Below are 22,748 nucleotides of genomic sequence, written 5' to 3'. Positions count from 1 at the left end.
ACATATTCATATGTACCGAATCGAGTTTGGCACAAGTACTGAAACGATTTCAGTACGGCACTGGAAATTTTAAAAATAAGTTAACTAAACCACTGACCCCAAGGATTCCTACTCAGAATCAATAGCAGTCCAATCCCATAAAAAATAGCGATACTTTTGAATTTCTTTTGACCTTCCATAAATTTCTTATGACGAGACCATCCTATGGTAATAAGCACTACCGCCAATATATTCACAAAGGGGTGTTCTACTGCCAACAAACGTGCTGCTGAGCTTAAACCACCCATGCCGAACTCCTGAATGACATAAAACCCGTTTGGAGAAATAAAATAAAGCGCTAAACCTACCAATAACATTAAATGGGTTAGAATGAGCGCAAAAAGACTAAGCCTAAAATCTTTTTGTGGTAAAAACATTTTATTGTTGAGCCATCCTAAAGTAGCGTTGCCAACAGCTAAAAACAATACAGCTATCACGATATAAGCCAAATAGGAATGAAGCGATAATGCCAATTGATGAGAGAGTGCGTATTCTTCCATAGTCTATATGTTTTATTTCATGTTAAAAATAGTAAAAATTAAGCATAAAAAAAGGCCCTGCATTGCTGCAGGGCCTTTTTATGACTAGAATAAATATTAGTTAAACAAGTAACGGATACCTACTTGTAACCTCCAAGTATCAGCAAGACTAGCAGAAGGCCTGAACGTTTCCGTTGGCAAAATAGAAGTTCCTCTTATGGTATTGACTCTGTATATTGGCTCATTTGCGGCATTTCTACCTCTATAATTCAATACGTTTCTCTGAAATGCAAATTGAGGTACGCCCCAATCGGAGTTGAACATATTACCTACATTCAAGAAATCCATAGACAACTGAATGGTATTCTTCTCATTTTTAGTTAGCTCAATGTCCTGTGTGATTCTAAGGTCATAGCGGTTTATCCATGGGAGTATAGCTCCATTACGCTCTGCTACCTGTCCTTTGTTTTCACTTAAATAGTCATCCTGAGCAATATAATTATTCAAGAGATTCACTTGTGCCTGCTCAGTTATTATATTACCATCTAAAGTGTACTCTTCAAAATTCAGCTCAGAAGCATTTTTAGGAATGTACATCAAACGATCGGCATTGTCACCAAAGTTACCCGAATAGGTATAGCTAAATCTACCGTTCTCCCCACCTTGCCAAAATAGGCCAATGGTGGTACCATCTTTCTGGTAATTAAAGTTTGCAATAAAACGGTTTGGTTGATTAGCTCCAGAAAAACCTAATTCTGGGTCATTTCTATCTTCCTGAACTACAGCAGACCATAAGGAACCTGCCTGAGATCCTCCTGTGGCACCCAGGTCATATGCTCTAGATGTTACATAAGATATAGAACCGTAAAACCCGTTATCAAATTGCTTTGACAGTGTAGTGGCAAGAGAATGAGAGTAGGGCGTTCTCTCTGAATTCGTTAAAAGGAATACATTTCTAAAGTCTGCGTCGTTAGAGTAACCACCGTCCCAGTATGGCCTAGCATCGGGGCCAGCTAAAACTCCATCTGCTTCTCTAAGCACTGGGTTATAAACATTAACAGCCGTGGTTTCTCTAGAATAAATAAAATCAACAGTACCCATAATACCCCAAGGCAGTTGTTGATCTACACCAATGTTAGTTCTCCAAGTTTGAGGTAATCTAAAATTTCGATCCGATAGGTTCAACTCGTTAGACAATGTCTGATCTGGGTTTGCAGGGTTACCAAAAGTAACATCTGGATTAAAGACATAATTTGGACCAAATTCAGCAGCAACGTCAGCTCCTTCGAAACCAACACCACCACGAACTACACCAGATCCGTTCACCTGATTACTCATCCATACAAATGGAATACGACCTGAAAAGATTCCTGTACCTCCTCTTACTTGGGTCTTCCCTTCACCATTTACATCCCAGTTAGCACCAATTCTTGGAGACCATAAAGGTCTAACCTTTGGGAACTGACTTACATCTGGTGTAAAGCTATCTCCATTACCATCAACAAAGGTTTTGTTTAAATCGTCCAATAAGGTGTTTCTTGGAATATCCGTAGTATAGAATGGCATATCAATTCTAAGTCCGGCTGTTATCTTCAAATCATCGTTAACTTGATATTCGTCTTGGAAGTAAATACCAAATTGGCCAAAATTGGTTTCATCAACTGGAGGGGTAGTAGATCCGTCCAAAGCAAAACTTTTAGCAAAAGCATCAGGATAGGCACCAGGTGTCTGGTTGATGACCGTTTCAACGAAACTATCACGACTCGTAAAACGATAAAAACCATTGAAAACAGGGTTGAACGCATTTTTAAAAGTCATTAATTCTAAGTTAGCACCTATAGTGTAGGTATGCTTACCTGAATAGATAGAGAAGTTATTGGTAACGTTAAATACATTGTTTTCTAATAAGTTTCCTACGGTAAACAATTCGTTTCCTAAGGCCGTATAGTACAACAAGTTTCCGGATGGGTCTGGCTCCAATACCTCAATAAACGGAAAGGCTTGTCCTCCTGGAACACCTCTTTTAGGGTCTCTAATAGCAGTATACCCAATGTTCAATTGGTTAGACATATTATCCGATACCTTTGAGTTCCATTCTCCAACAACGGACTCTACAAGTCGATCATTTGTATAGTTGGCATTCGCAAACGTAACTGCCTCAACACCCTGTCTTCTTGTATTTCTGTACCGTGTTGGTAGAAAACGATTGGAGTTGTTGTTAATGCGCACATCATTAGCAGCGTTATACCTATTATAACGTAGAGAAAATTTATTATTTTGATTCAAGTTGAAATCCAAACGTGCATTAAAACGTGTTTGTTCGGAGGCAAAAGGATAGTTTTCATAAGGTCCGGTTTCATACCCATAAAGATTACGCATACTTTCCTGAATAAAATCCAAGTCAGATGACGGCACTCTTGAGACATTGAAACCATCTGGCGCAAGACCCGGTCTAGAGGCAACACGTTGAAAGCTAGGAAGAGCAGCTGCTTCTTCTTCATAACTAACAAAAAAGAAAAGTTTGTCCTTGATGATGGGACCTCCTATCGTAATTCCTTTTATATCGTTTTGAGAAGTCCCAGGGTCCACTTGTAAATTACGTAGCTTATTACCTACCATTTGATCGTTTCTGAACAAATAATATACAGAACCTTTAAAATCATTTGTTCCAGATTTGGTAATCGCATTAACAGATGCTCCTGTAAAACCCGCAAATCTAACGTCCATAGGCGCTAAGTTTACCTGAACTTCTTCAATAGCATCCAAAGATATTGGACTACCACCTGCAAACTGGCCAGATCCTAGACCAAAATTATTGTTGTAAATATTACCATCAATCGTGTAGTTATTAAACCTGCTAGATGTACCTGCAAATGAACTTCCATTACTCTGTGGTGTAAGTCTCGTAAAATCCTCTATACTTCTATTTACAGTAGGTAAAGCATCGATTTTATCCCTAGAAAGGTTTATAGAAGCACCTGTTCTATCTGGATCAATTACGTTCCCCCTGGTAGAAGTAACAACGACCTCTTCCAATTCCATACCTTCACTTAGTACTACTTTTAGGTTGTAACTCTGTCCTAATCCTAAAACAATACCTTCAAAGCTTCTGTCTTGGAAACCTACGTAAGTTACCTTTACCGTGTATGGGCCACCAACTCTGATATTAGGTAAATAAAATCTACCATCTTCATTGGATATGGCACCATAAAGTGATCCTGAAGGTGTGTGGGTGGCAACGATGTTGGCACCAAAAAGGGCTTCCCCTGATTGATCAGCAACAACACCTTGCATACTTGAGGTCGTAACCCCTTGCGAAAAAGCACTTGCCGTCATTAAAAGGACCACAAATGCAAAATAAATCTTTTTCATTTTTTTTTTAAGTGTTTGTTAGTTTTTAACTTGCTACAAAAGTCCTATATTTTTGAACTTCTTACGTTAAGATAACGTTAAATCAACCCTAATAAAATTAAGTTAAAAAACAACAAGGACACCCTGAAAACCAATAAGTTATCAAGAAATCTTAAAAAACAATAAAGAAACTGAATTAACTCTTAAAATATTGAAGAAGCTGCAGTGTAGACCCATCATGATTAGCAATATCCAAGCCTTCTATATCCTTTAGAATGGTTCCAGCTAATTGTTTTCCTAGCTCTACACCCCATTGATCGTAACTAAATATATTCCAAATAATTCCCTGAACAAAAATTTTGTGCTCATAAAGGGCAATCAAAGACCCAAGAGAGGCGGGTGTAAGTTTATCTATCAAAAAGGTATTGGTAGGATTATTTCCCTCAAAAACTTTATAAGCTGCCAACGCGTCTATTTCTTCTTTCGAGTGTCCTTTAGCTTTTAGATCCGATATTACTTCATCTTTAGTCTTCCCGTTCATCAAAGCTTCGGTCTGTGCAAAGAAATTAGCCATCAACTTATTATGATGACCGGGATTCCCATACAACGAATGTTTAAACCCAATAAAATCGGTAGGGATTAGTTTTGTGCCTTGATGTATCAACTGAAAAAACGCATGTTGTGAATTCGTACCAGGTTCTCCCCAAATTATAGTTCCAGTTTCGTAGGTAGTTCTGTTGCCATTCCTATCTACACTTTTTCCGTTACTCTCCATGATTGCCTGCTGTAAATAAGCAGAAAATCGACTTAAATACTGAGTATAAGGTATGATTGCCTCTGTCTCAGCACCATAAAAATTATTATACCAAACACTTATAAGTGCCATAATTACTGGCATATTTTTGGCAAAATCGGCTTCCCTAAAATGAGTATCCATATTATTGGCGCCCTTTAAGAGATCATCAAAATTATCATAGCCAACGGCTAAAGCAATGGAAAGACCTACGGCGCTCCATAAGGAAAATCGACCTCCAACCCAATCCCACATGGGAAAAACATTTTCAGCAGAAATCCCAAATTCACGTATCTTGGTCGTATTCGTAGATACCGCAGCAAAATGTTTGGCTATATCTTCTTGGGAAGCATAGTTTAAAAACCACTTCTTAATCGTGGTCGCGTTACTCAAAGTCTCTTGAGTAGTGAATGTTTTAGACACCACAACAAACAAGGTAGTTTCAGGGTTTAGCTCTTTTAGCACTTCGTTTACATGGTCTCCATCTACATTGCTTACAAAATGAACTTTAAGGTGATTCTTATAAAACTTTAAAGCTTCGGTTACCATGGCAGGACCAAGGTCTGATCCTCCTATGCCAATATTGACAACATCTGTAAATCCTTTCCCAGTAAATCCTTTTTTATCCCCATTGATAACGGCATCGGTAAACGCTTTAATGTTTTGCCTTACTTCATACACTTCTGGAACTACATTTTCACCATCAACCTTTACTATATCCTCTTTTTTTGCCCTTAACGCATTGTGCAATACAGCCCTACCTTCTGTCTGGTTAATTTCCTCACCATTAAAACAAGCGGTAATAGCTTCTTTTAATTTTACATCATCTGCAAGCTCCAATAATAAGGATAGTGTTTCTTCCGAAATACGATTTTTAGAATAATCAAATAAAAAACCATTCCATTTTAAGGTAAACTTCGATGCCCTATCTGAATCTTTACAGAAGTAATTCTTAAGTTCCTCTGTTTTTGTGTTGCTATAGTGATTTGTTAATTTGACCCAAGCTTTTGTAGTGGTCGGGTCAATTTTAGGTAAGGACATATTATTCGTTAAGGGTTAATAAATTCTCTTCTTCATTTTCCAAGACCGTATATTCTATACAATCTAAGTGCGTCTTCAAAGGGTCAATATACGCCATATAAGTCCCTCTGATGGAATCTGAAATAGGTTCTGCAGCAGGTAATTTCTCACGCAACGGGTCTACTTGTGCGCCATTTTTCCAAAACCGATAACACACATGCGGGCCTCCGGTATTTCCTGTCATACCAACCCAGCCAATAACATCACCTTGGCGCACGTATTCTCCTTTTTTTACCTTTTGCTTTTTCATGTGGAGGTACTGGGTGCTATAGGTGCCGTTATGCTTTATTTTAACATACCTACCGTTACCTCCTCGTCTGGTAGACTCGCTTACAGTCCCATCAGCGGTTGTAACGATAGGCGTTCCAATAGCCGCTGCATAATCGGTTCCTTTATGTGGCCTAATTTTATAACCATAATAAGCGATACGCCTTTTTAAGTTATACCTAGATGATACCCTGTAGCCAAATTTTATTGGTGCTATTAAAAACGTACTTCTCAGATTATTCGCTTCTTGATCAAAATAATCCGTAATCTGTTTTAGGGAATCAGTCTCATAGGCAAAGGCATAAATAGGTTTTCCCTTATGTTCAAAATAAGCAGCTTCAATAGGTTCAAAACCAGCATAAATACTATCGCTTATATACCGCTCTTTATACAATATCTTAAACTTATCGCCTTTTTCGAGTTTAAAAAAATCTATTGTCCAAGCATAAATTTCAGATAGCGCTATAGTCACAGCGTAATCTACCCCAATCGCATCCAAAGATTCGGAAAGATTATTTGCAATAATCCCCGCAACTTCTCGCTGCACGTATTTAATTTTTTTTCTGCTGGTATACGCTTGTACTGTGTCTCGTAAATCTACTACCGTATAGTTAATTCTATCGTTTTCATAAATGAAAAATTGTGTGATCTGTGTCGTATCTTTTGACTTTAAAATCACGTAAGGCTTTCCTATTTTTATTCGTTTTACATCAAACGTATCTTTGAACTCTTCGGCTACCTTAACGATTTTTGGGTAGTCTACCTCATGTTCTATCATTAATTCCCCAAAACTGTCACCTCTTTTAATTGTATCACGGATAACGGAAAATTCCTTTAAATTAAAACCATATGATTTAGGAACTGGTTTTTCTATTACAGGTAGCTGCGTACTTTCTTCTGTATCTTTTTTTTGTTCCGTTTTACACGAAAAAAGCACTGCAAGTGCCAACAATGCGCCCCAATATTTCTGCATTCCTTCTATTTACTGTTTTTCAGGGTTAAAGATATGGTCTACCCACTGTTTACCCCAATCGTTCGTCTCTTGTTTTGAATATATTTTTGGAAAAAATATCACTTTCTGAAAACTTGGAGGCAAATATTCCTTCCAATTAGTACCTCCTGTAGCACCTATACTACTTCCTTCGTTCCCCAAATATCTGTGAGCAGAACCCATATGCATTAGAGGCCAGTTGACATTCGCATTCAAATCCATCACTTTTAAAGATGCTATAAGCTCTTGGTTATCCCGGTGAATTTTAGGTAAGGCCAAGTACTTATGATAGATATTGGAGTCCTCCATCTGCCTAGCAATACGTATTAACCTAGGCGTATATCTATACTCGAACTGCTTTAAGGTTAAGGTTTTCTCCCCACTGGTAACATCTGTTGCCCCTTTTTTCCAATAGATATTTTCGTAAAGTTCTTCTATAGTGTTTTTTGATGAAAAAGCATCTCGTTGGGTATGGTGCACCAAATGTTCCATTGCGGTTGCGTAAATCTCTATCATTCTATATTGGGCAGACTGAAATCCACTTGCCGGCAACAAGGCCATTCTATATTGCAAGAATTGCTCCCGTTCCATTCCTGTTATCATAATGCCAAAAGAGGAAATAAGAGCAGTATAATAACTATTTATACGCCTTACCTTTTCAATAAAAAAAGATAGTTTTTGTGATTTATCATCTACCAGCTGCTTCTGTTCGTGAAGAATGAGCTTGAAATAAAGCTCCGTAATCTGGTGGTACATGATGAAGATTTCCTCATCTGGGAAATGGGTCCTTGGTACTTGAAGGCTTAATAAGGTATCTAAATGAATATAATCCCAATAGGTAAGATAGCGCTGGTATAGCAGACCATCTAAATAAGAGCTTAAATCCTGACCTGAATCCTTATATTTATCCTCAAGCTTTTCAATTTGAGACTGAATCCGCTCTTCCTCCTCCATTTTTAGTTAATCCATTATTATTTTAAACTGATGCTTCAGGCCATTATAGCCGTCCAAGTCTGCCTTTATGGAACCTACCGTCAAATCTGCCTTTATCCTAATAGGAATTCTATTATCATCATTAGAAACCCAGAGCGATAGACTTTCCTCCTCTTTAAAAACTCTGCCAGATTGCACCAAAGGCCTAAACTTATGACATTCTACCTTACCGAATTTGGTGCGTAATACCTCTTTCCCTAAATATTTCAGTTTGAAATTAAAAGCACCATCATCATCATACAACAATTTCATTTCTATACTTTCTCCTTTTACTAGATCATTTGAGTCATAATTATTCCGCAAAAAGTAAAAGGCCGAAATTAAGTCATGAATATCTTCCTCTAGTTCAAAATTAAGCTTTTTCTTGTTTTTCTTATCATTTAGAACGGCTTTGTCTTTCCTGTGATCAAAATTAATTTCGATATCCTTGGTATAACCTCCCTCATCTATTCTCCTAACAAACCTGTATGGCTTGCCATCCTCTTTATCAAAATAACTTTCATAATTATCGTCTACCTTAAAGAAGATACTCGCGAAACCCGTAGTTTCTCCATGGCCCACTACGTGATAAACAGGTTTCCCTCCAATACTTGCGTTTTTAACATGTAATGTTGCGTAGCTGGCATTCAGAAATCCATAGTGCATTCTAAATTTTAACCATTCCCCTGCCTGAAACGCAGGTTTACTTTCCTGTCCAGTCACACCAAAACAAGCAATAAAAAAAACAAGTATATAAACTCTCTTCATAATCTACATTTTAAACTAAAGTTGGAAATATGTGAGCTATCACGTATCCCTTTAACAATAATGTAAACAAATTTTATTCCAAAGTATTGTATAAAAAAAAGCCCGGTTTAAAAACCGGGCTTTTCCTAAATAACCAACCAAACTTTAAATTATGAAAAACCAATACTTAAAGTTGTGAGGGAACCACCCCTCGCTCCCACAAAATTAGAGCATAGGTTAGTAACTAAAGTAGCCTTTAACGTACTTTAACGCTTACGTTAACACTAATTTATAATTCCCATGGATTATTGTGAATTCGTTAAGAAAAAAGAGCGAAAACAAAGTGAATTTAAGATGCCTAAAGTAAGGTCAATGATATTAAACTAGAGGAATTATGTCTTGGAATCCTGATTCAAAACCAGTAACCGATACTAAAAAAAACATTGGAGCGGTCGATTTCTGGAGACCAAGAATAAACAAGTTGTACAGGGCCCAAAAAAGACTCCCAACCATAGCCTAGTCCGTAACCAGAAAAATTAGGAGCGGAAAACCATTCCCCTGTCCTAAAGATATCGTCATCTACATTAGCAAAGTTCGCTGCACCTAGAAAGTGATGCTTTGGAACAAATTCGTAATCCAACCTACCATATGCCTTTACAAAACTATTGCCGGGCAAACTAAGAAAATCATAGCCATAAAAAGGAACAAGGTTATTGATTAGATTGGTTCCAAAGCCGCCAAGCACAAAGTCAAATGAAGCTACGCTAGAGGTTCCCAATTTAAAACCTCCCTCGGTCTCTACGTTTAAAGAAAGATTATCAAGAATAGAAAAAGCTCCGCCCATTCTGGCCTTGGAAACAGAGAAATCCTTGAAATTTTTATTGAAGTCAGAGGAGAGAAGATAATAATGGAAATCACCTTCGAAAAACAATCCACTAGTAGGAAAGTATTTGTCATCATAAGTGTCCAGCTTTAATCCTGTAAATACACTAAAAAAATTACTCCTCTCAAAAAAAGTTCTACCTTTTGCATCATTTAATAGAACTACGGTATTAGTATTTAAAGCATTGGCTTGCGTTAAATCGCCTAAGGTTCTGGTGCTAAATTTTAAAAATTTATATTCCGCACCCAAGGTAAAAGCAAATTCTTCTTGTAAAACGGTCTGAACATATACCTGATTTGTAATATCGGTTACATCTAAGTTTATGGTATTAATGTTTAATCCTGATGGCACCTCAAAATTATTCGATATTAAACTAAAGGCAATTTCTTTTTCAAAATCGTTGTAGCGTGAATTGATTCCAAAACTCCAATAACTTCCTTTGTCTATATAATATTCAAAATTGTACCTTGGATTGTCTCCCAATATAAAATCCATAGAAACTCTATCATCCCTGAACAATAAATTTTTCTTTGTGAAATTTAAGATGGCAGCACTTTTGTACAAATCATCGTAATGAGCTCCTATCCTAAAGAAAGAAGTATTCGCTGCTTCATCTAAACTCAAAATTAAAACGTCAGCTTCACCGTTGGAAACTAGTTTGTAGCGATTTGTTTGGAAATTACCAGTAGCACTTAAGTTTCCCATTCCTTGTTTTAGTTTGCTAAATGTAACAGGCTTTCCTAATTTAAAGCGGAGTTTACCTTTAACATAGCCTCTCGTATGAATATTATCACCTTTAATCAAAAGTCTATTGACGGTAATAGAGTCGCTTTCTTTAAAGGGCTCTACAAAGGGCTTTGCATTCTCTGTGCTTGACGAAATTTGCTGTAGTTCATTAAACCTAGCTATAGCTGCAAGTTCTCCGGCCTTGATGATTTCGTCTGCCTTGTTAAAATCGATTACCGAATATTCTTCGATTTTTGGTTTTATATATATGTCCGTATCGGCAGATTTTTCTACCATATCCGCTACGGTTTGATAATTGTTTATCTGTAAAAGTATTTCTGTTGCGGAGCGCAGCGATTCCCTATCAGACAGTCCATGCTGTACATCTACACCAATAATTATATCGGCCCCCATAGCCCTCACCTTTTCTATAGGATAATTATTGACCACACCTCCATCAATAAGAACTTTATCGTCTAAGATTATTGGCTCAAAAAGTGAAGGAAATGTGCCACTTGCCATAATTACTTCGGGCAAGTATCCGGAATTCAAGATTACTTCATTTCCTGTTTCAATATCTGTAGCAATACACACAAATGGTATGGGCAGTTTGGAAAAATCCTTTATGTCTTTTACATGATATAATATGCGCACCAACTCGTTATAGATGTTTTGTCCGCCAGAGTATGCGGGAGGAACAGAGACCTTAAACCCATCGAAGGGGAGTGTTAAGGCATAGCGTTCAGAATCTTCCTTTTCATAAAAGGTCTTTGCACTTCTAGGTAGGTTGTCCCTTATGAGCCTGGTAAAATCCGTTGCTTGGAATATAGAGTCTAACTGGTGTACCGTATACCCAGAGGCATACAATGCACCAATGATCGCACCCATACTTGTACCTCCAATATAATCTATTTTTACGCCAGCTTCCTCTATTACTTTTAGCGCACCAATGTGGGCCAAGCCTTTGGCTCCACCGCCACTTAAAACAAGTCCAATTTTTTTGTCTCCTGTTTCAATTGTATCCTGTGCTTGCACCGCAGCTACAAAGCATAGCAAAACAATGCAAACCATCCTTACCCCAATGGAAAGTCTATCGCCATTATGTTCTATTAAAAGACCCATATATTAACTTTGCTTTTGAATCTCCTACCACCTCTTTCAAGTTTTCTATGGTAGCTTCCTTTATTCTTTTGACCGATTTAAACCGTTTTAAAAGTTCCTTTGCCGTCTTTTCCCCTACCCCATCAATTTCCTCCAATTCTGAACTAATAGCACTTTTACTTCTCTTATTTCTATGGAGGGTTATCCCAAACCGGTGGGCTTCATTTCTTAGTTGCTGTATGATTTTTAAACTTTCAGACTTTTTATCCAAATATAATGGAATAGGATCCTCTGGGAAATAAATTTCCTCTAGTCGTTTGGCAATACCAATAATCGCTATCTTTCCTCTTAACCCAAGCATATCCAAACTCTTTAATGCAGATGACAATTGCCCTTTACCACCGTCTATCACGATAAGTTGCGGTAGCGGAATTTCTTCTTCCAGTAGGCGTTTATACCTTCTAAAAACAACCTCTTCCATAGAGGCAAAATCGTCAGGGCCAACTACAGTCTTTATATTGTAATGTCTATATTCCTTTTTAGATGGCTTACCATCCCTAAAAACGACACATGCGGCTACTGGATGTGTCCCTTGTATGTTACTGTTATCAAAACACTCTACATGCCTTGGTTCAGAAGAAAGGCGTAAATCTTTCTTCATTTGCCCCATAATCCTATTGGTATGCCTGTCTGGATCAATAATCCTAATTTGATTAAAACGTTCTTGTCTAAAAAATTTAGCGTTACGCTCAGACATTTCTAGAATGCGCTTTTTATCCCCCAATTTAGGAATAGAAACCAGAAGACCCTGCGGTACAGAAACTCTAAAGGGTAAATATATTTCTTTAGACTGGGAGTTAAAGCGCTGTCTTATTTCAACTATAGCCAATTGCAATAATTCCTCATCCTTTTCCGATAATTTCTTTTTTAGCTCCATGGTATGTGACCTTACTATAGAACCATGGGAAAGCTGAAGAAAATTCACGTAAGCGAAAGCCTCATCCGAAATTATGGAGAACACATCAACATTACTTATTTTTGGGTTTACCACTGTAGATTTGACCTGATAGTTCTCCAAAATATCTATTTTCTCTTTTATTTGTTGGGCCTCCTCAAACCGCATCTCATCCGCCAGTTGTTTCATTTGCCCTTTGAAGTAAAGCAGGGATGATCTAAAATTTCCCTTTACGATGTCTCTTATATCTGCTATCTGGCGATCATACTCCTCATTGGACTGCAAGTCTTCACAAGGTCCTTTACAGTTTCCTAGGTGATATTCCAAACACACCTTATATTTTCCACTCTGAATTTTCTCCTTAGAAAGATCGTATTTACAGGTACGCAAAGGGTAAACGCTCTTTATAAGATCTAGTAGGGTTCTGACAGTTTTCATACTAGTGTAAGGGCCATAATATTCAGAGCCGTCCTTAATAACTCGTCTTGTTGGGAAAAGCCTTGGAAAACGTTCATTTTTCAAACATATCCAAGGGTAGGACTTATCATCTTTTAGAAGTACATTATAGCGAGGACGGTATTCCTTTATCAAATTATTCTCTAACAGCAGCGCATCGGACTCTGTAGACACAACGATATGTTTTATTGTGTCGATTTTCTTCACCATCACCCGGGTCTTCCCATACTCGTGGTTTTTGGTAAAATAGGACGTCACCCGTTTTTTTAAATTCTTTGCCTTCCCTACATACAAGATAACATCGTTTGTATCGTAAAATTGATAAACGCCAGGGCCTGTGGGCAGTGATTTTAACTGAATTTCGATAGGAATTTGAGACATACTGAAAACTATACAATGATGATTCAAGAATTTAGCTCAAATTACTTTCTTTTTATAAAATGCGGACTGATTTTATCGATTTTAACGCAAGAAAAGTTCGTTTTCGTCAAAGTCTTACTTAATATCATAAAACCAAAAATAATAACCCTAGTAAAATCGAATGATTTCTAATCAAGATATTCTGATTTTGTTACATTTTAATTACTTAAACTGCAAAAAAGAGGTCTATTCTTATTCAATTTGTTAATTTTTGCATATTGAAGAAAATTTCAATAATTCAGAATAAAACACAATACATTGATTATCAGTATTTTATATTTTTTTATGCAAAGCCACTATTCGCTCAATTGTTAATTTTTTATCAAAATTGTGCATTTAATCGATAAAACTCGACACTTCAAGGATAATTAATAATAATTTTTCTTACATTTAGCATATTGAGAAACCCCTCGTATATGGAAAGTTATATAATCACATTAGGTACGTATCTTATATTAATGCTTTTTTTTAAAGTTTTTTTTGCAGTTGCAGGTAAAGAGTAAAATCCTAGCGGCATCAGTAGAATTAATTCTCCAACTATGTTGAAGAAAGTATTACGCACAACGTACATTTTAAGACGCAATTCACTTAGCCAATCCCAAGGCATCGACCAAAGTATTTCTATTGCCAACAGACTTTTAACGTTACCTGTTTGGAAATTGGATTATTATCATATTTTTTTACCGATAATAGAAAAAAAAGAGATAGACACTTCCGTTATACTCTCTATTTTACAAGGCAAGGATAAACACATATTAATTCCTAAAGTATTAGGTCAAAATAATTTACAACACTTCCTGTTGACCGATAACACTAAATTTGTAGTTAGTAGTTGGGGCGTACCCGAACCTTTAGACGGAATCTCTATTTCAGTAGATAAAATCGATGTAGTTTTTGTTCCTCTTTTGGCCTTTGATAAGAAAGGGCATCGCGTGGGGTATGGAAAAGGATTTTATGACACTTTTTTATCTCAGTGTCGTAAAAACGTTATAAAAATTGGGCTCTCTTTTTTTGAGGCCGAAGAAACAATCACAGATGTTCGCAACGCTGATGTAAGGTTAGACTACTGCGTCACCCCCAATACAATTTATTCCTTTAATACTTTTTGAGCAGCTGTTTCTATTAAGTCGCCTTTATCTGTTTCAATCTCTTCTTTAAAAGCCCTCTTATTGAAGGCTAACAAAATACCCACCCCAGTACTAATGGCAGTATCTGCTATGTTAAAAACTGGTTCAAAAAATCTAAAGTTACGACCTCCTAGGTACGGCACCCAATTGGGCCAAGTAGAGTCTATCATTGGAAAATAGAGCATATCTACCACTTTTCCGTAAAAAACACCACCGTAGGGCTCGTCTGAAAATAAGGAAGCTAGTTCATTATAACTTTCGTTGAAAATCATACCATAAAAAACAGAGTCTATGATATTCCCTAGGGCTCCGGCAAAAATTAATGAGACAGCCACTATTAAGGTCTTCGATGTTTTTTTAAGAATTACATCATACAACCAATAGCCAATACCACAAATCGCAAAGAGTCTAAAAATTGTGAGCACCAACTTTCCTATTCTATCAGAAATCGGAAAAAGATCACTGAGTTTTGCTCCCCATGCAGCACCCTCATTTTCTATAAAGAGAATTTTGAACCAATTAAAAACGTCAATAGACTCTCCTAATATAAAATGGGTCTTAATATAAATTTTACTCCACTGATCTATAACAAGAATCAATAAAATAAGCAGGGCGGACTTTTTTAAACTCATGAAATTTTAATAAAGGACAAAAATAGAAATATTATTTGGGTTTCTTTAGTTCTATATTACCCGTCACTGTAGATAAGTTATAATGGCTTTCTCCAGCAGGTAGAACAACAGGACTCACTAGCCCGTATTTACTGGAAGCCGTTACACTGCCATTTTTTGCCTTTAAAACAATGTTTCCACTCTGTGTCTTAACGGTAACGTTTTGGGAAACCTCATTCAACTCACAGTTCCCGTCTGCCAAAATAATACTTAAATCGGAATAACTACCCGTAGCCATAACCCTAGTATTGGTGCCGTACACCTGAACGTTTTTCCACTTAGGCAAAAATACATGTAAGGCTATAGAAACTACTTTATGGGCACTAAGCTTGTCATTGGGGATAACAAAATTAGACATAAAACCAGCTTCTACACCCAAGGTGCCTCCGTCTTGGTAAACGGCTATCTCAAGGTCTTTGGTGTATTCACCCTCGAATCTAGCTTGTATTACTATTTTATCGGTATTTCCCGTTTCTAACATTACCTCAAAGCAGTTTGCTACATCAATCTGTAGGAGCGTAATGGACGATGCTTTAATCGTTCTTTTTAGCTCTTTCTGGGCTAAAACAAATGAACCCATAAAACATAGTAGAAAAAACAAAAATACTTTCAATACCTATAATTAAAAAACGCCCCGAAAGGCGTTTTAGTTACGATTGTATGTTTTTTGCTTCTATACTCAGGGTAGCGTGAGGAACAAGTTTTAAGCGCTCTTTGTTGATAAGCTTGCCTGTTACTCGACAAACACCATAGGTTTTATTATTTATGCGCAACAAGGCATTTTTTAAATCCCTTATAAATTTTTCCTGACGTATGGCTAGTTGTGTATTCGCTTCCTTACTCATAGTTTCCGAACCTTCTTCAAAAGCCTTAAACGTAGGCGATGTATCATCGGTGCCATTATTGCCATCGTTCATGTACGAACTTTTGAGTAATTCTAAATGCCTATTCGCCTTTACTATCTTTTCTTCGATAAGGATTTTGAACTCAGCCAAATCCTTATTTGCATATCTAATATTTAAATCTTGTGCCATTTTTTAATGTTTTACAATAAACAATTTAGTGTTCACTTCATCAAAAGCAACTTCAGTGCCATTTTCTACGCTATCCTGCAGATTCAGTTCCGCAGTTAGCGTTTCCGTTTTAATATATGCTAAATTACGCGCAACGGCTTGTTCTACAAAACCATCTTTCTGTAAATTAACTACAATTTTATCGGTTACCTCAAAACCGGACTCCTTTCGTAGGTTCTGAATTCTATTTACGAGCTCCCTAGCTATACCTTCTTTTCTAAGGTCTTCGTTAATCGTAATATCAAGTGCTACCGTTATTTTACCAGAACTTGCTACCAGCCAGCCTTCAATATCCTGCGAACTTATTTCTACATCCTGTAACTGTAAAATACTACTTTTATTTTCTATCTGTATGGATATTTCGCCCTCCTTTTCAATTTTTTGGATATCCTCCTGTGAGAATTTGTTTACTGTTGTGGCGACCAACTTCATATCCTTCCCGTATTTAGGTCCTAAAGTCTTAAAATTAGGTTTGATGCGCTTTACCAAGACACCCGACGCATCATCCAATAATTGAATTTCCTTAACGTTTACCTCTGATTTTATAAGATCTGAAACTGCAAGAATGTCTATTCTATCCTGTTCATCCAAAACTGGAATCATTATCTTTTGCAAAGGCTGTCTAACCTTTATTTTCTCTTTTTGACGGATTGAAAGAACTAAGGATGAGATGATTTGCGCCTTGTTCATCTTGGCTTCAAGACCCTTATCAATCAAGCTTATATCCGCTATCGGAAAATCTGCCAAATGCACGCTTTCAAAGGGTTCTGCTTCTGTGGTACCTATCAAGTCTCGATACAACTGATCCATAAAGAACGGGGCTACAGGAGCGGATAATTTCGCCACTGTTACCAAACAAGCGTAAAGTGTTTGATAGGCAGCTATCTTATCCTTTTCATACTCGCCCTTCCAGAAGCGTCTTCTACACAATCGAACATACCAATTACTTAAGTTTTCCTGCACAAAATTAGAAATTGCCCTGGTAGCGCGAGTAGGTTCATAATCTCCATAAGCGTCATCAACTTCCTGTATTAAAGAATTTAATGCTGACAAAACCCATCGATCTATCTCCGTCCGCTCCATAACAGGAACCTTTTCTTCACTAAATGCAAAGGAATCTATATTGGCATATAGTGCAAAAAATGAATAGGTGTTGTACAGGGTACCAAAAAATTTCCGCTTGACCTCAACAATACCCTCCGTATCAAATTTTAAGTTGTCCCAAGGATTGGCGTTACTAATCATGTACCAACGTGTGGCATCCGCTCCATGCTGATTCATAGTTTCAAAAGGATCAGCTGCATTCCCTAAACGTTTGGACATTTTTTTGCCTTCTTTATCCAAAACAAGTCCGTTGGAAACTACATTTTTATAAGCAACGGAATCAAATACCATCGTACCTATTGCATGTAGTGTATAAAACCAACCTCGGGTCTGATCAACGCCTTCAGCGATAAAATCTGCTGGAAAGGATTCTCCTTTGTCAATTAGGTCCTTATTCTCAAAAGGATAGTGCCATTGTGCGTAGGGCATGGAGCCACTATCGAACCAGACATCGATTAAATCGGCCTCTCGTTTCATGGGGTTACCTGATGGGGATACCAAGGTAATCTGATCTACTATATTTTTATGTAAGTCAATTTTATCATAGTTGTCCTCAGACATATCGCCCACTACAAATTCCTCGAAAATATCTTTTCCCAAAACTCCAGCAGCAACTGCTTTTTGCATCTCCGCTTTTAACTCCGCCACAGAACCAATCATAATTTGCTCCATACCATCCTCGGTCCTCCAAATAGGCAAAGGTATTCCCCAATATCTAGACCGGGATAAGTTCCAATCATTTGCATTCGCCAACCAATTACCAAACCTACCCTCACCAGTAGATTTTGGCTTCCAGTTAATGGTTTCATTCAACTCGAACATACGGTCCTTGACATCGGTTACTTTAATAAACCAAGAATCCAAAGGATAATATAAGATAGGCTTGTCCGTACGCCAGCAGTTTGGATAACTGTGCACATACTTCTCTACCTTAAAGGCCTTATTTTCTTCTTTTAACTTAATAGCAATTTCAACATCTATCGACCGCTCTGGTGCTTCGCCATCCTCGTAATATTCATTTTTCACGTATTTGCCGCCAAATTCCTTCAACTCAGGTCTAAACTTTCCTTGTAAATCGACTAAAGGAACGGTATTCTCATTTTCGTCCAAGACCAACATGGGCGGTATTTCTGGTACCGCTTGTTTGGCTACTAAAGCATCGTCTGCACCAAAAGTTGGTGCTGTATGAACTATACCTGTACCGTCTTCCGTGGTTACAAAATCCCCAGAAATCACCCTAAAAGCATTTTCCGCATTTTCATAGGGCAATACATAATCTAAAAGTTGTTCGTATCTAATATTTATAAGGTCCTCCCCTCTAAATTCCTTAACAAGATAGAACGGAATTTTCTTGTCACCACCAATATAATCAAGCAACCCAGTTTTGTCATCCACCTCAAAAAACTTGCCTGAAAATTGTTTTCCAACCAATTTTTTGGCAAGAATAGCGTTCATGGGTTCAAAGGTATATTGGTTGTATGTTTCTACTAAAACATAGTCTATTTTTAAACCTACCGTAAGTGCCGTATTCGACGGTAAGGTCCAAGGTGTGGTCGTCCAAGCCAGAAAATAGATTGTCCCCTCGTTCTGTAAAAAATAGGGAAGCGTTTCTTCTACCGCCTTAAATTGAGCAGTAACGGTCGTATCTGTAACATCTTGGTAGGTTCCCGGCTGGTTAAGCTCGTGGGAGCTAAGTCCAGTGCCTGCTTTGGGTGAATAGGGTTGTATGGTGTACCCTTTATATATAAGTCCTTTATCGTAAATCTGTTTCAACAACCACCATACGGACTCCATATATTTGGGCTTGTAGCTAATATACGGGTCCTCCATATCTACCCAATACCCCACTTGTTCAGTCATGGCATTCCACACATCTGTATAGCGCATGACTGCTTTCTTACAAGCAGCATTATATTCCTCAACAGAAATTTTAGTGCCAATATCCTCTTTGGTAATTCCTAGTTCTTTTTCTACACCTAGTTCTATGGGGAGTCCATGTGTATCCCAACCGGCCTTACGTTTTACTTGGTAGCCTTTCATGGTTTTGTACCGAGGAAAAATGTCCTTAATGGTACGTGCCATAACGTGGTGTATCCCAGGCATTCCATTTGCGGAAGGAGGACCTTCAAAAAATACATAACTATCCTTTCCCTCACGTGTGGAAATACTTTTATCAAAAATGGCGTTGGATTTCCAAAAGGCCAATACCTCGGCCGCAACGTTGGGTAAATCCAATCCTTTATACTCTGCAAACTTCATAAGAAAGGCTTATAGGTCAATAATTTAAGGTTGCAAATTTACTAAATTAGCACGTAGTATTGCACATTTGGAATTGGTAAAACAAAAGCTATTAACTGTTCTCCAATTTTCACCTTATTAAACAGACCTTATTATTAATCTACCACACTGTATATTAGCTTTGTAAAAGAAAGAGTTGTTTGCCAAATACCAAACTTTTTTACTATTGGCTTCTGTCTTTTGTTGTTTGCAGTATTAATATAATTGAAATAATAAAATTTCTATAAAATCACACAAAAAACAGCTAGTTATACCAACGTTTATGAATGAATTGGAAGATAAATCAAATACGTTTTTAATTCTTTTAAAGACGAGAGACCTGTTAAGACAACCCCAAAATAATACTAGTTTTTTGAAAGAGGACACATTTACTAGTGCATTAGTAAATAGCGACTAGTGCGTACTTCCTAGTGAAGTGTACCTCTAGTAACAACTCTTTTAATCCAATTAATATTAATTATCAGTTATATACCTATTCAAACCTTTAAACCTTTAAACCTTAAGGTAAACATCCAAGAATAGATTAAGTGCTAATAGCTCTACGACTTGAATAAATACAAATAAAAAAGTAATTTTAAGATCAGTACTTATGTTAGCTTTAAGCCTTTCTTTTGTTTCTTGTAGAGAAACAGCGGACAAACAAAAGATGCCGCAGAACAAGCAAGTGATGCGGTAGGTAAAGATGCAAAATATACAATTAAAGAAGCAGCCAACAAGGTTACCGATAAAGCTAAAGAAGTTAAAAACTAATCGTCATCCAAAACATACAGTTTTGAAGGCCTAATAAAATCGGGTTTTTTTATTTAAAACTTGTATCCTACACCCAAAATAAGGTTAGTGCCAGGTGCAACTATACCTGAAGAGTAGCTGCGGTACCGCTGATTGGTGAAATTTTCCAAGTTTAGTGACGCAACAACCTTAGGGTTTAAGTTATACTGAAATCTAAAGTTTAGCGTGTACCATGATGGCGAATATGGATTTCCGTTCTTGTCAGATGCGTATATAAAGTTCTTAGATATTTCAGACACCGAAAGGTCATTAAAGGCTAGTTCACCATTATAGTTCAGAAATACACTAGTCCTAAGTTTTTGGTTTTTCCATATGATATGAAAATCGCCAAAAGTTGGCGCAGCGTGCCGTGCAGGCGTATCAGTACCATCGGAATCCTCCTCAATACCTTCTGTTATTGTAAGATTAGACGATAGTGACCAATGATCTGATAGAAAAGCATCCAATCCAAACTCAAAACCATATACATAGGCTTTAGCTGCATTTTGAATAGCCTGTACATTACTCAACTCGCCTTGATAGCGTAGTTCTGAATTTCCATTAAAATAGAAGTCACGTCGAACCAATGCATCTACTAAATATGTGTAATAGGTAGCACCTTTGAATACCAGCTTATCGCCAAAATTTTTTTGTATCCCCAATTCGACATTATATGCATATTCGGGTTCTAAATCTGGATTGGGCACCACGACAGCACCTGGTTCAGAATCGAATATCTTTCCTATATCATCTATATTAGGCGCCCTAAACCCAGTGGACCCATTAAATGTTACTTGTAAATCTGCCTTGGGAAACCAGCTAAAGCCTATACTACCCGTTAGTGCGCCAGTACTTAATTTGGCGTCATCAAAAGGAAATAAATAGAAAGTTTGGTCAAAAATAGCATCGATCCACACATGACTATACCGCAAACCGGACATCAAGGTGAAATTAGGCTTTGCTCTATATTCACTATTTACATACCCTGCTAAACTTTGCCATGAAGAACCATTGGGGTATCTTGTAGGAGCATCCACTATTTCGCCTGTAACAATATTGTTGTTTTCGCCTTGAGAGTGTACTTTATTAAAAATATATTCTCCCCCATAATATAATCTGAAATCTCCTATTTTTCTATTTTCCAAATCTATGTTAACGTTGAAAGCATCCACTTTTTCTTTACTGCTATTCAATGTAACATCTTTAAAATCCCTATTCTTCCTGCTTTCCTCAAAACGCTGATAGGCCGCAGATACTTTAAATCCGTCGTAAAATTTACCCTTCCCCTTTTTATTTACCTGCACATTGCCCATAAACCATTTTTGTGGACCATAAAACCATTCAGCCGAACGTAATCCTAAGCCATCCCTAGAAGGACGAATCAATCTATCATATCTTGGATAATCTGTGGTTTCCGAATAAAAAATACCTGAGCGCAAATCCCAATTGGCGTTTGGTTTAAAGCGCAGTTTTTGCATAAGATTTACTTGGCTGTATCCGGTAGAAACCTGTGTTCTGGGATTTTGGTTAGTAACTAATTCGTCTACACCAACAGACGTGCGCACAAACGAATTCCTTAGGTATGAATCTGGACCATGACTACCCATAACCAAATCCTGAAAACTATTATAGGTAAGACTAGTTAAAGCCGCCCATTTCTTTTTTCCTAAGCCTATCTTAGCGTTTATGGTGTTTTCCGTATTAGCCGATGAAAACCTGTAGTTGGCTCCTCCATACACTCGAAGGCTGTCATTTTCACTAAATTCTGGTGTTTCGGTATAAAAATTCATAACGCCTCCAATGGCGTCACTACCATAAATAACGGAACCGGGACCAAAAATAATTTCCGTGTTTTTTATGGTAAAAGGATCTATGGAAATGACGTTTTGTAAATTGCCTCCTCTAAAAATAGCGTTGTTCATACGTACTCCATCCACGGAAAGCACTAACCTGTTAGTTGAAAAGCCTCTTATCATTGGGCTTCCACCGCCTAACTGGCTTTTTTGCACAAATATTTTTCCGCTATTTTGCAATAAATCTGCAGCGGTTTGCGGAGTAGTAAAAGCAATATCCCTAGCCGCTATTGATACAATTTTGTTAGGGATATCTTTCTTCTGCTGCTCCCATTTAGATACGGACATCACCACTTCGTCCAATTGCTCAGGCTTCATTACCAAGAATGCCTTGTTTCCTTGTTTAAGTATTTGAGATTTTGAGGTTTTGAGCAACTCATAACTAAGATGCTTAATTGAAATACGTTCATTTTTAGAGAAAATAGCTATATCAAAAAGACCATCAAAGTCGGTAAGTGCAACTTTAGACTTATCGGAGTTGTAAATAGCTACATTAGAAATAGCGTCCCCTGTATCGGTATCTAAAACCTTTATCTGCTGTGATTTTACGGCCACAGCAAAAAGAAAAAAGAAAAAGAAAATACGGTTGTACAT

General features: G+C 37.3%; 14 protein-coding genes. 1 reads left to right on the top strand and 13 read right to left on the bottom strand.

The features are described 5' to 3' along the window. Positions 1-80 precede the first annotated feature (80 nt). The 8 genes from Q360_RS0109025 to uvrC all read right to left on the bottom strand — a co-directional run bounded on the left by Q360_RS0109025 (position 81) and on the right by uvrC (position 13,221). Complete coding sequence (locus Q360_RS0109025) at positions 81-539, bottom strand: hypothetical protein (RefSeq protein WP_027076799.1); 459 nt, start codon at positions 537-539, stop codon at positions 81-83. A gap of 96 nt (positions 540-635) precedes the next feature. After that, entirely contained in the window at positions 636-3,890 is a 3,255-nt protein-coding gene (locus Q360_RS0109020) for a TonB-dependent receptor (protein ID WP_027076798.1), read from the bottom strand. 175 nt (positions 3,891-4,065) lie between these two features. Then, entirely contained in the window at positions 4,066-5,703 is a 1,638-nt protein-coding gene (gene pgi, locus Q360_RS0109015; RefSeq protein ID WP_027076797.1) for a glucose-6-phosphate isomerase, read from the bottom strand. Between the two features lies 1 nt (position 5,704). After that, complete coding sequence (locus Q360_RS0109010; RefSeq protein ID WP_027076796.1) at positions 5,705-6,982, bottom strand: peptidoglycan DD-metalloendopeptidase family protein; 1,278 nt, start codon at positions 6,980-6,982, stop codon at positions 5,705-5,707. 9 nt (positions 6,983-6,991) lie between these two features. Then, the gene (locus tag Q360_RS0109005) at positions 6,992-7,954 is read right to left on the bottom strand and encodes a tryptophan 2,3-dioxygenase family protein (RefSeq protein WP_027076795.1); all 963 of its coding nucleotides are present in this window, start codon (positions 7,952-7,954) and stop codon (positions 6,992-6,994) included. Between the two features lie 6 nt (positions 7,955-7,960). Beyond that, on the bottom strand, positions 7,961-8,740 hold the full coding sequence (locus Q360_RS0109000) for a DUF3108 domain-containing protein (RefSeq protein WP_027076794.1): 780 nt from the start codon (positions 8,738-8,740) through the stop codon (positions 7,961-7,963). A gap of 391 nt (positions 8,741-9,131) precedes the next feature. Next, positions 9,132-11,450 carry a patatin-like phospholipase family protein gene (locus Q360_RS0108995; RefSeq protein ID WP_245603232.1) on the bottom strand — a complete coding sequence of 773 codons (2,319 nt, stop codon included), beginning with the start codon at positions 11,448-11,450 and terminating at the stop codon, positions 9,132-9,134. Beyond that, complete coding sequence (gene uvrC / locus Q360_RS0108990) at positions 11,428-13,221, bottom strand: excinuclease ABC subunit UvrC (RefSeq protein WP_027076792.1); 1,794 nt, start codon at positions 13,219-13,221, stop codon at positions 11,428-11,430. The genes Q360_RS0108995 and uvrC overlap by 23 nt, the downstream gene beginning before the upstream one ends. A gap of 578 nt (positions 13,222-13,799) precedes the next feature. On the opposite strand from uvrC, the gene Q360_RS0108985 reads away from it, so the two are divergent. After that, entirely contained in the window at positions 13,800-14,369 is a 570-nt protein-coding gene (locus tag Q360_RS0108985; RefSeq protein WP_027076791.1) for a 5-formyltetrahydrofolate cyclo-ligase, read from the top strand. Here the strand turns inward: Q360_RS0108985 and Q360_RS0108980 are convergent. The 5 genes from Q360_RS0108980 to Q360_RS0108955 form a co-directional block, all read right to left on the bottom strand. Continuing rightward, the gene (locus Q360_RS0108980) at positions 14,348-15,019 is read right to left on the bottom strand and encodes a lipoprotein signal peptidase (RefSeq protein WP_027076790.1); all 672 of its coding nucleotides are present in this window, start codon (positions 15,017-15,019) and stop codon (positions 14,348-14,350) included. The genes Q360_RS0108985 and Q360_RS0108980 overlap by 22 nt on opposite strands. 31 nt (positions 15,020-15,050) lie before the next feature. Then, positions 15,051-15,638, bottom strand: coding sequence for a DUF4097 family beta strand repeat-containing protein (locus Q360_RS0108975; RefSeq protein WP_051554646.1), 588 nt, complete (start codon positions 15,636-15,638; stop codon positions 15,051-15,053). Between the two features lie 70 nt (positions 15,639-15,708). After that, positions 15,709-16,092 (bottom strand): TraR/DksA family transcriptional regulator, encoded by a 384-nt coding sequence (locus tag Q360_RS0108970; RefSeq protein WP_027076788.1) that lies wholly within the window; start codon positions 16,090-16,092, stop codon positions 15,709-15,711. Positions 16,093-16,095: 3 nt separating this feature from the next. Continuing rightward, positions 16,096-19,494, bottom strand: coding sequence for an isoleucine--tRNA ligase (gene ileS, locus Q360_RS0108965; protein WP_027076787.1), 3,399 nt, complete (start codon positions 19,492-19,494; stop codon positions 16,096-16,098). A gap of 842 nt (positions 19,495-20,336) precedes the next feature. Next, complete coding sequence (locus Q360_RS0108955) at positions 20,337-22,748, bottom strand: TonB-dependent receptor (protein WP_027076786.1); 2,412 nt, start codon at positions 22,746-22,748, stop codon at positions 20,337-20,339.

This window comes from Maribacter antarcticus DSM 21422, from assembly GCF_000621125.1.
Taxonomy (GTDB): Bacteria; Bacteroidota; Bacteroidia; order Flavobacteriales; family Flavobacteriaceae; genus Maribacter; species Maribacter antarcticus.
The sequence above is the reverse complement of the archived record's forward strand: the minus strand, read 5'-3'. Positions and strand labels throughout refer to the sequence as shown.

What these genes read in the sequence shown, in the direction of transcription:
- Q360_RS0108985 (WP_027076791.1), top strand. Translation starts at nt 13,800, where the DNA reads ATGTTGAAGAAAGTATTACGCACAACGTACATTTTAAGACGCAATTCA.
- Q360_RS0108975 (WP_051554646.1), bottom strand. Translation starts at nt 15,638, where the DNA reads ATGGGTTCATTTGTTTTAGCCCAGAAAGAGCTAAAAAGAACGATTAAA.
- Q360_RS0109025 (WP_027076799.1), bottom strand. Translation starts at nt 539, where the DNA reads ATGGAAGAATACGCACTCTCTCATCAATTGGCATTATCGCTTCATTCC.
- Q360_RS0108995 (WP_245603232.1), bottom strand. Translation starts at nt 11,450, where the DNA reads ATGGGTCTTTTAATAGAACATAATGGCGATAGACTTTCCATTGGGGTA.
- Q360_RS0109020 (WP_027076798.1), bottom strand. Translation starts at nt 3,890, where the DNA reads ATGAAAAAGATTTATTTTGCATTTGTGGTCCTTTTAATGACGGCAAGT.
- uvrC (WP_027076792.1), bottom strand. Translation starts at nt 13,221, where the DNA reads ATGTCTCAAATTCCTATCGAAATTCAGTTAAAATCACTGCCCACAGGC.
- Q360_RS0108970 (WP_027076788.1), bottom strand. Translation starts at nt 16,092, where the DNA reads ATGGCACAAGATTTAAATATTAGATATGCAAATAAGGATTTGGCTGAG.
- Q360_RS0109010 (WP_027076796.1), bottom strand. Translation starts at nt 6,982, where the DNA reads ATGCAGAAATATTGGGGCGCATTGTTGGCACTTGCAGTGCTTTTTTCG.
- Q360_RS0109005 (WP_027076795.1), bottom strand. Translation starts at nt 7,954, where the DNA reads ATGGAGGAGGAAGAGCGGATTCAGTCTCAAATTGAAAAGCTTGAGGAT.
- pgi (WP_027076797.1), bottom strand. Translation starts at nt 5,703, where the DNA reads ATGTCCTTACCTAAAATTGACCCGACCACTACAAAAGCTTGGGTCAAA.
- Q360_RS0108980 (WP_027076790.1), bottom strand. Translation starts at nt 15,019, where the DNA reads ATGAGTTTAAAAAAGTCCGCCCTGCTTATTTTATTGATTCTTGTTATA.
- Q360_RS0109000 (WP_027076794.1), bottom strand. Translation starts at nt 8,740, where the DNA reads ATGAAGAGAGTTTATATACTTGTTTTTTTTATTGCTTGTTTTGGTGTG.
- ileS (WP_027076787.1), bottom strand. Translation starts at nt 19,494, where the DNA reads ATGAAGTTTGCAGAGTATAAAGGATTGGATTTACCCAACGTTGCGGCC.
- Q360_RS0108955 (WP_027076786.1), bottom strand. Translation starts at nt 22,748, where the DNA reads ATGTACAACCGTATTTTCTTTTTCTTTTTTCTTTTTGCTGTGGCCGTA.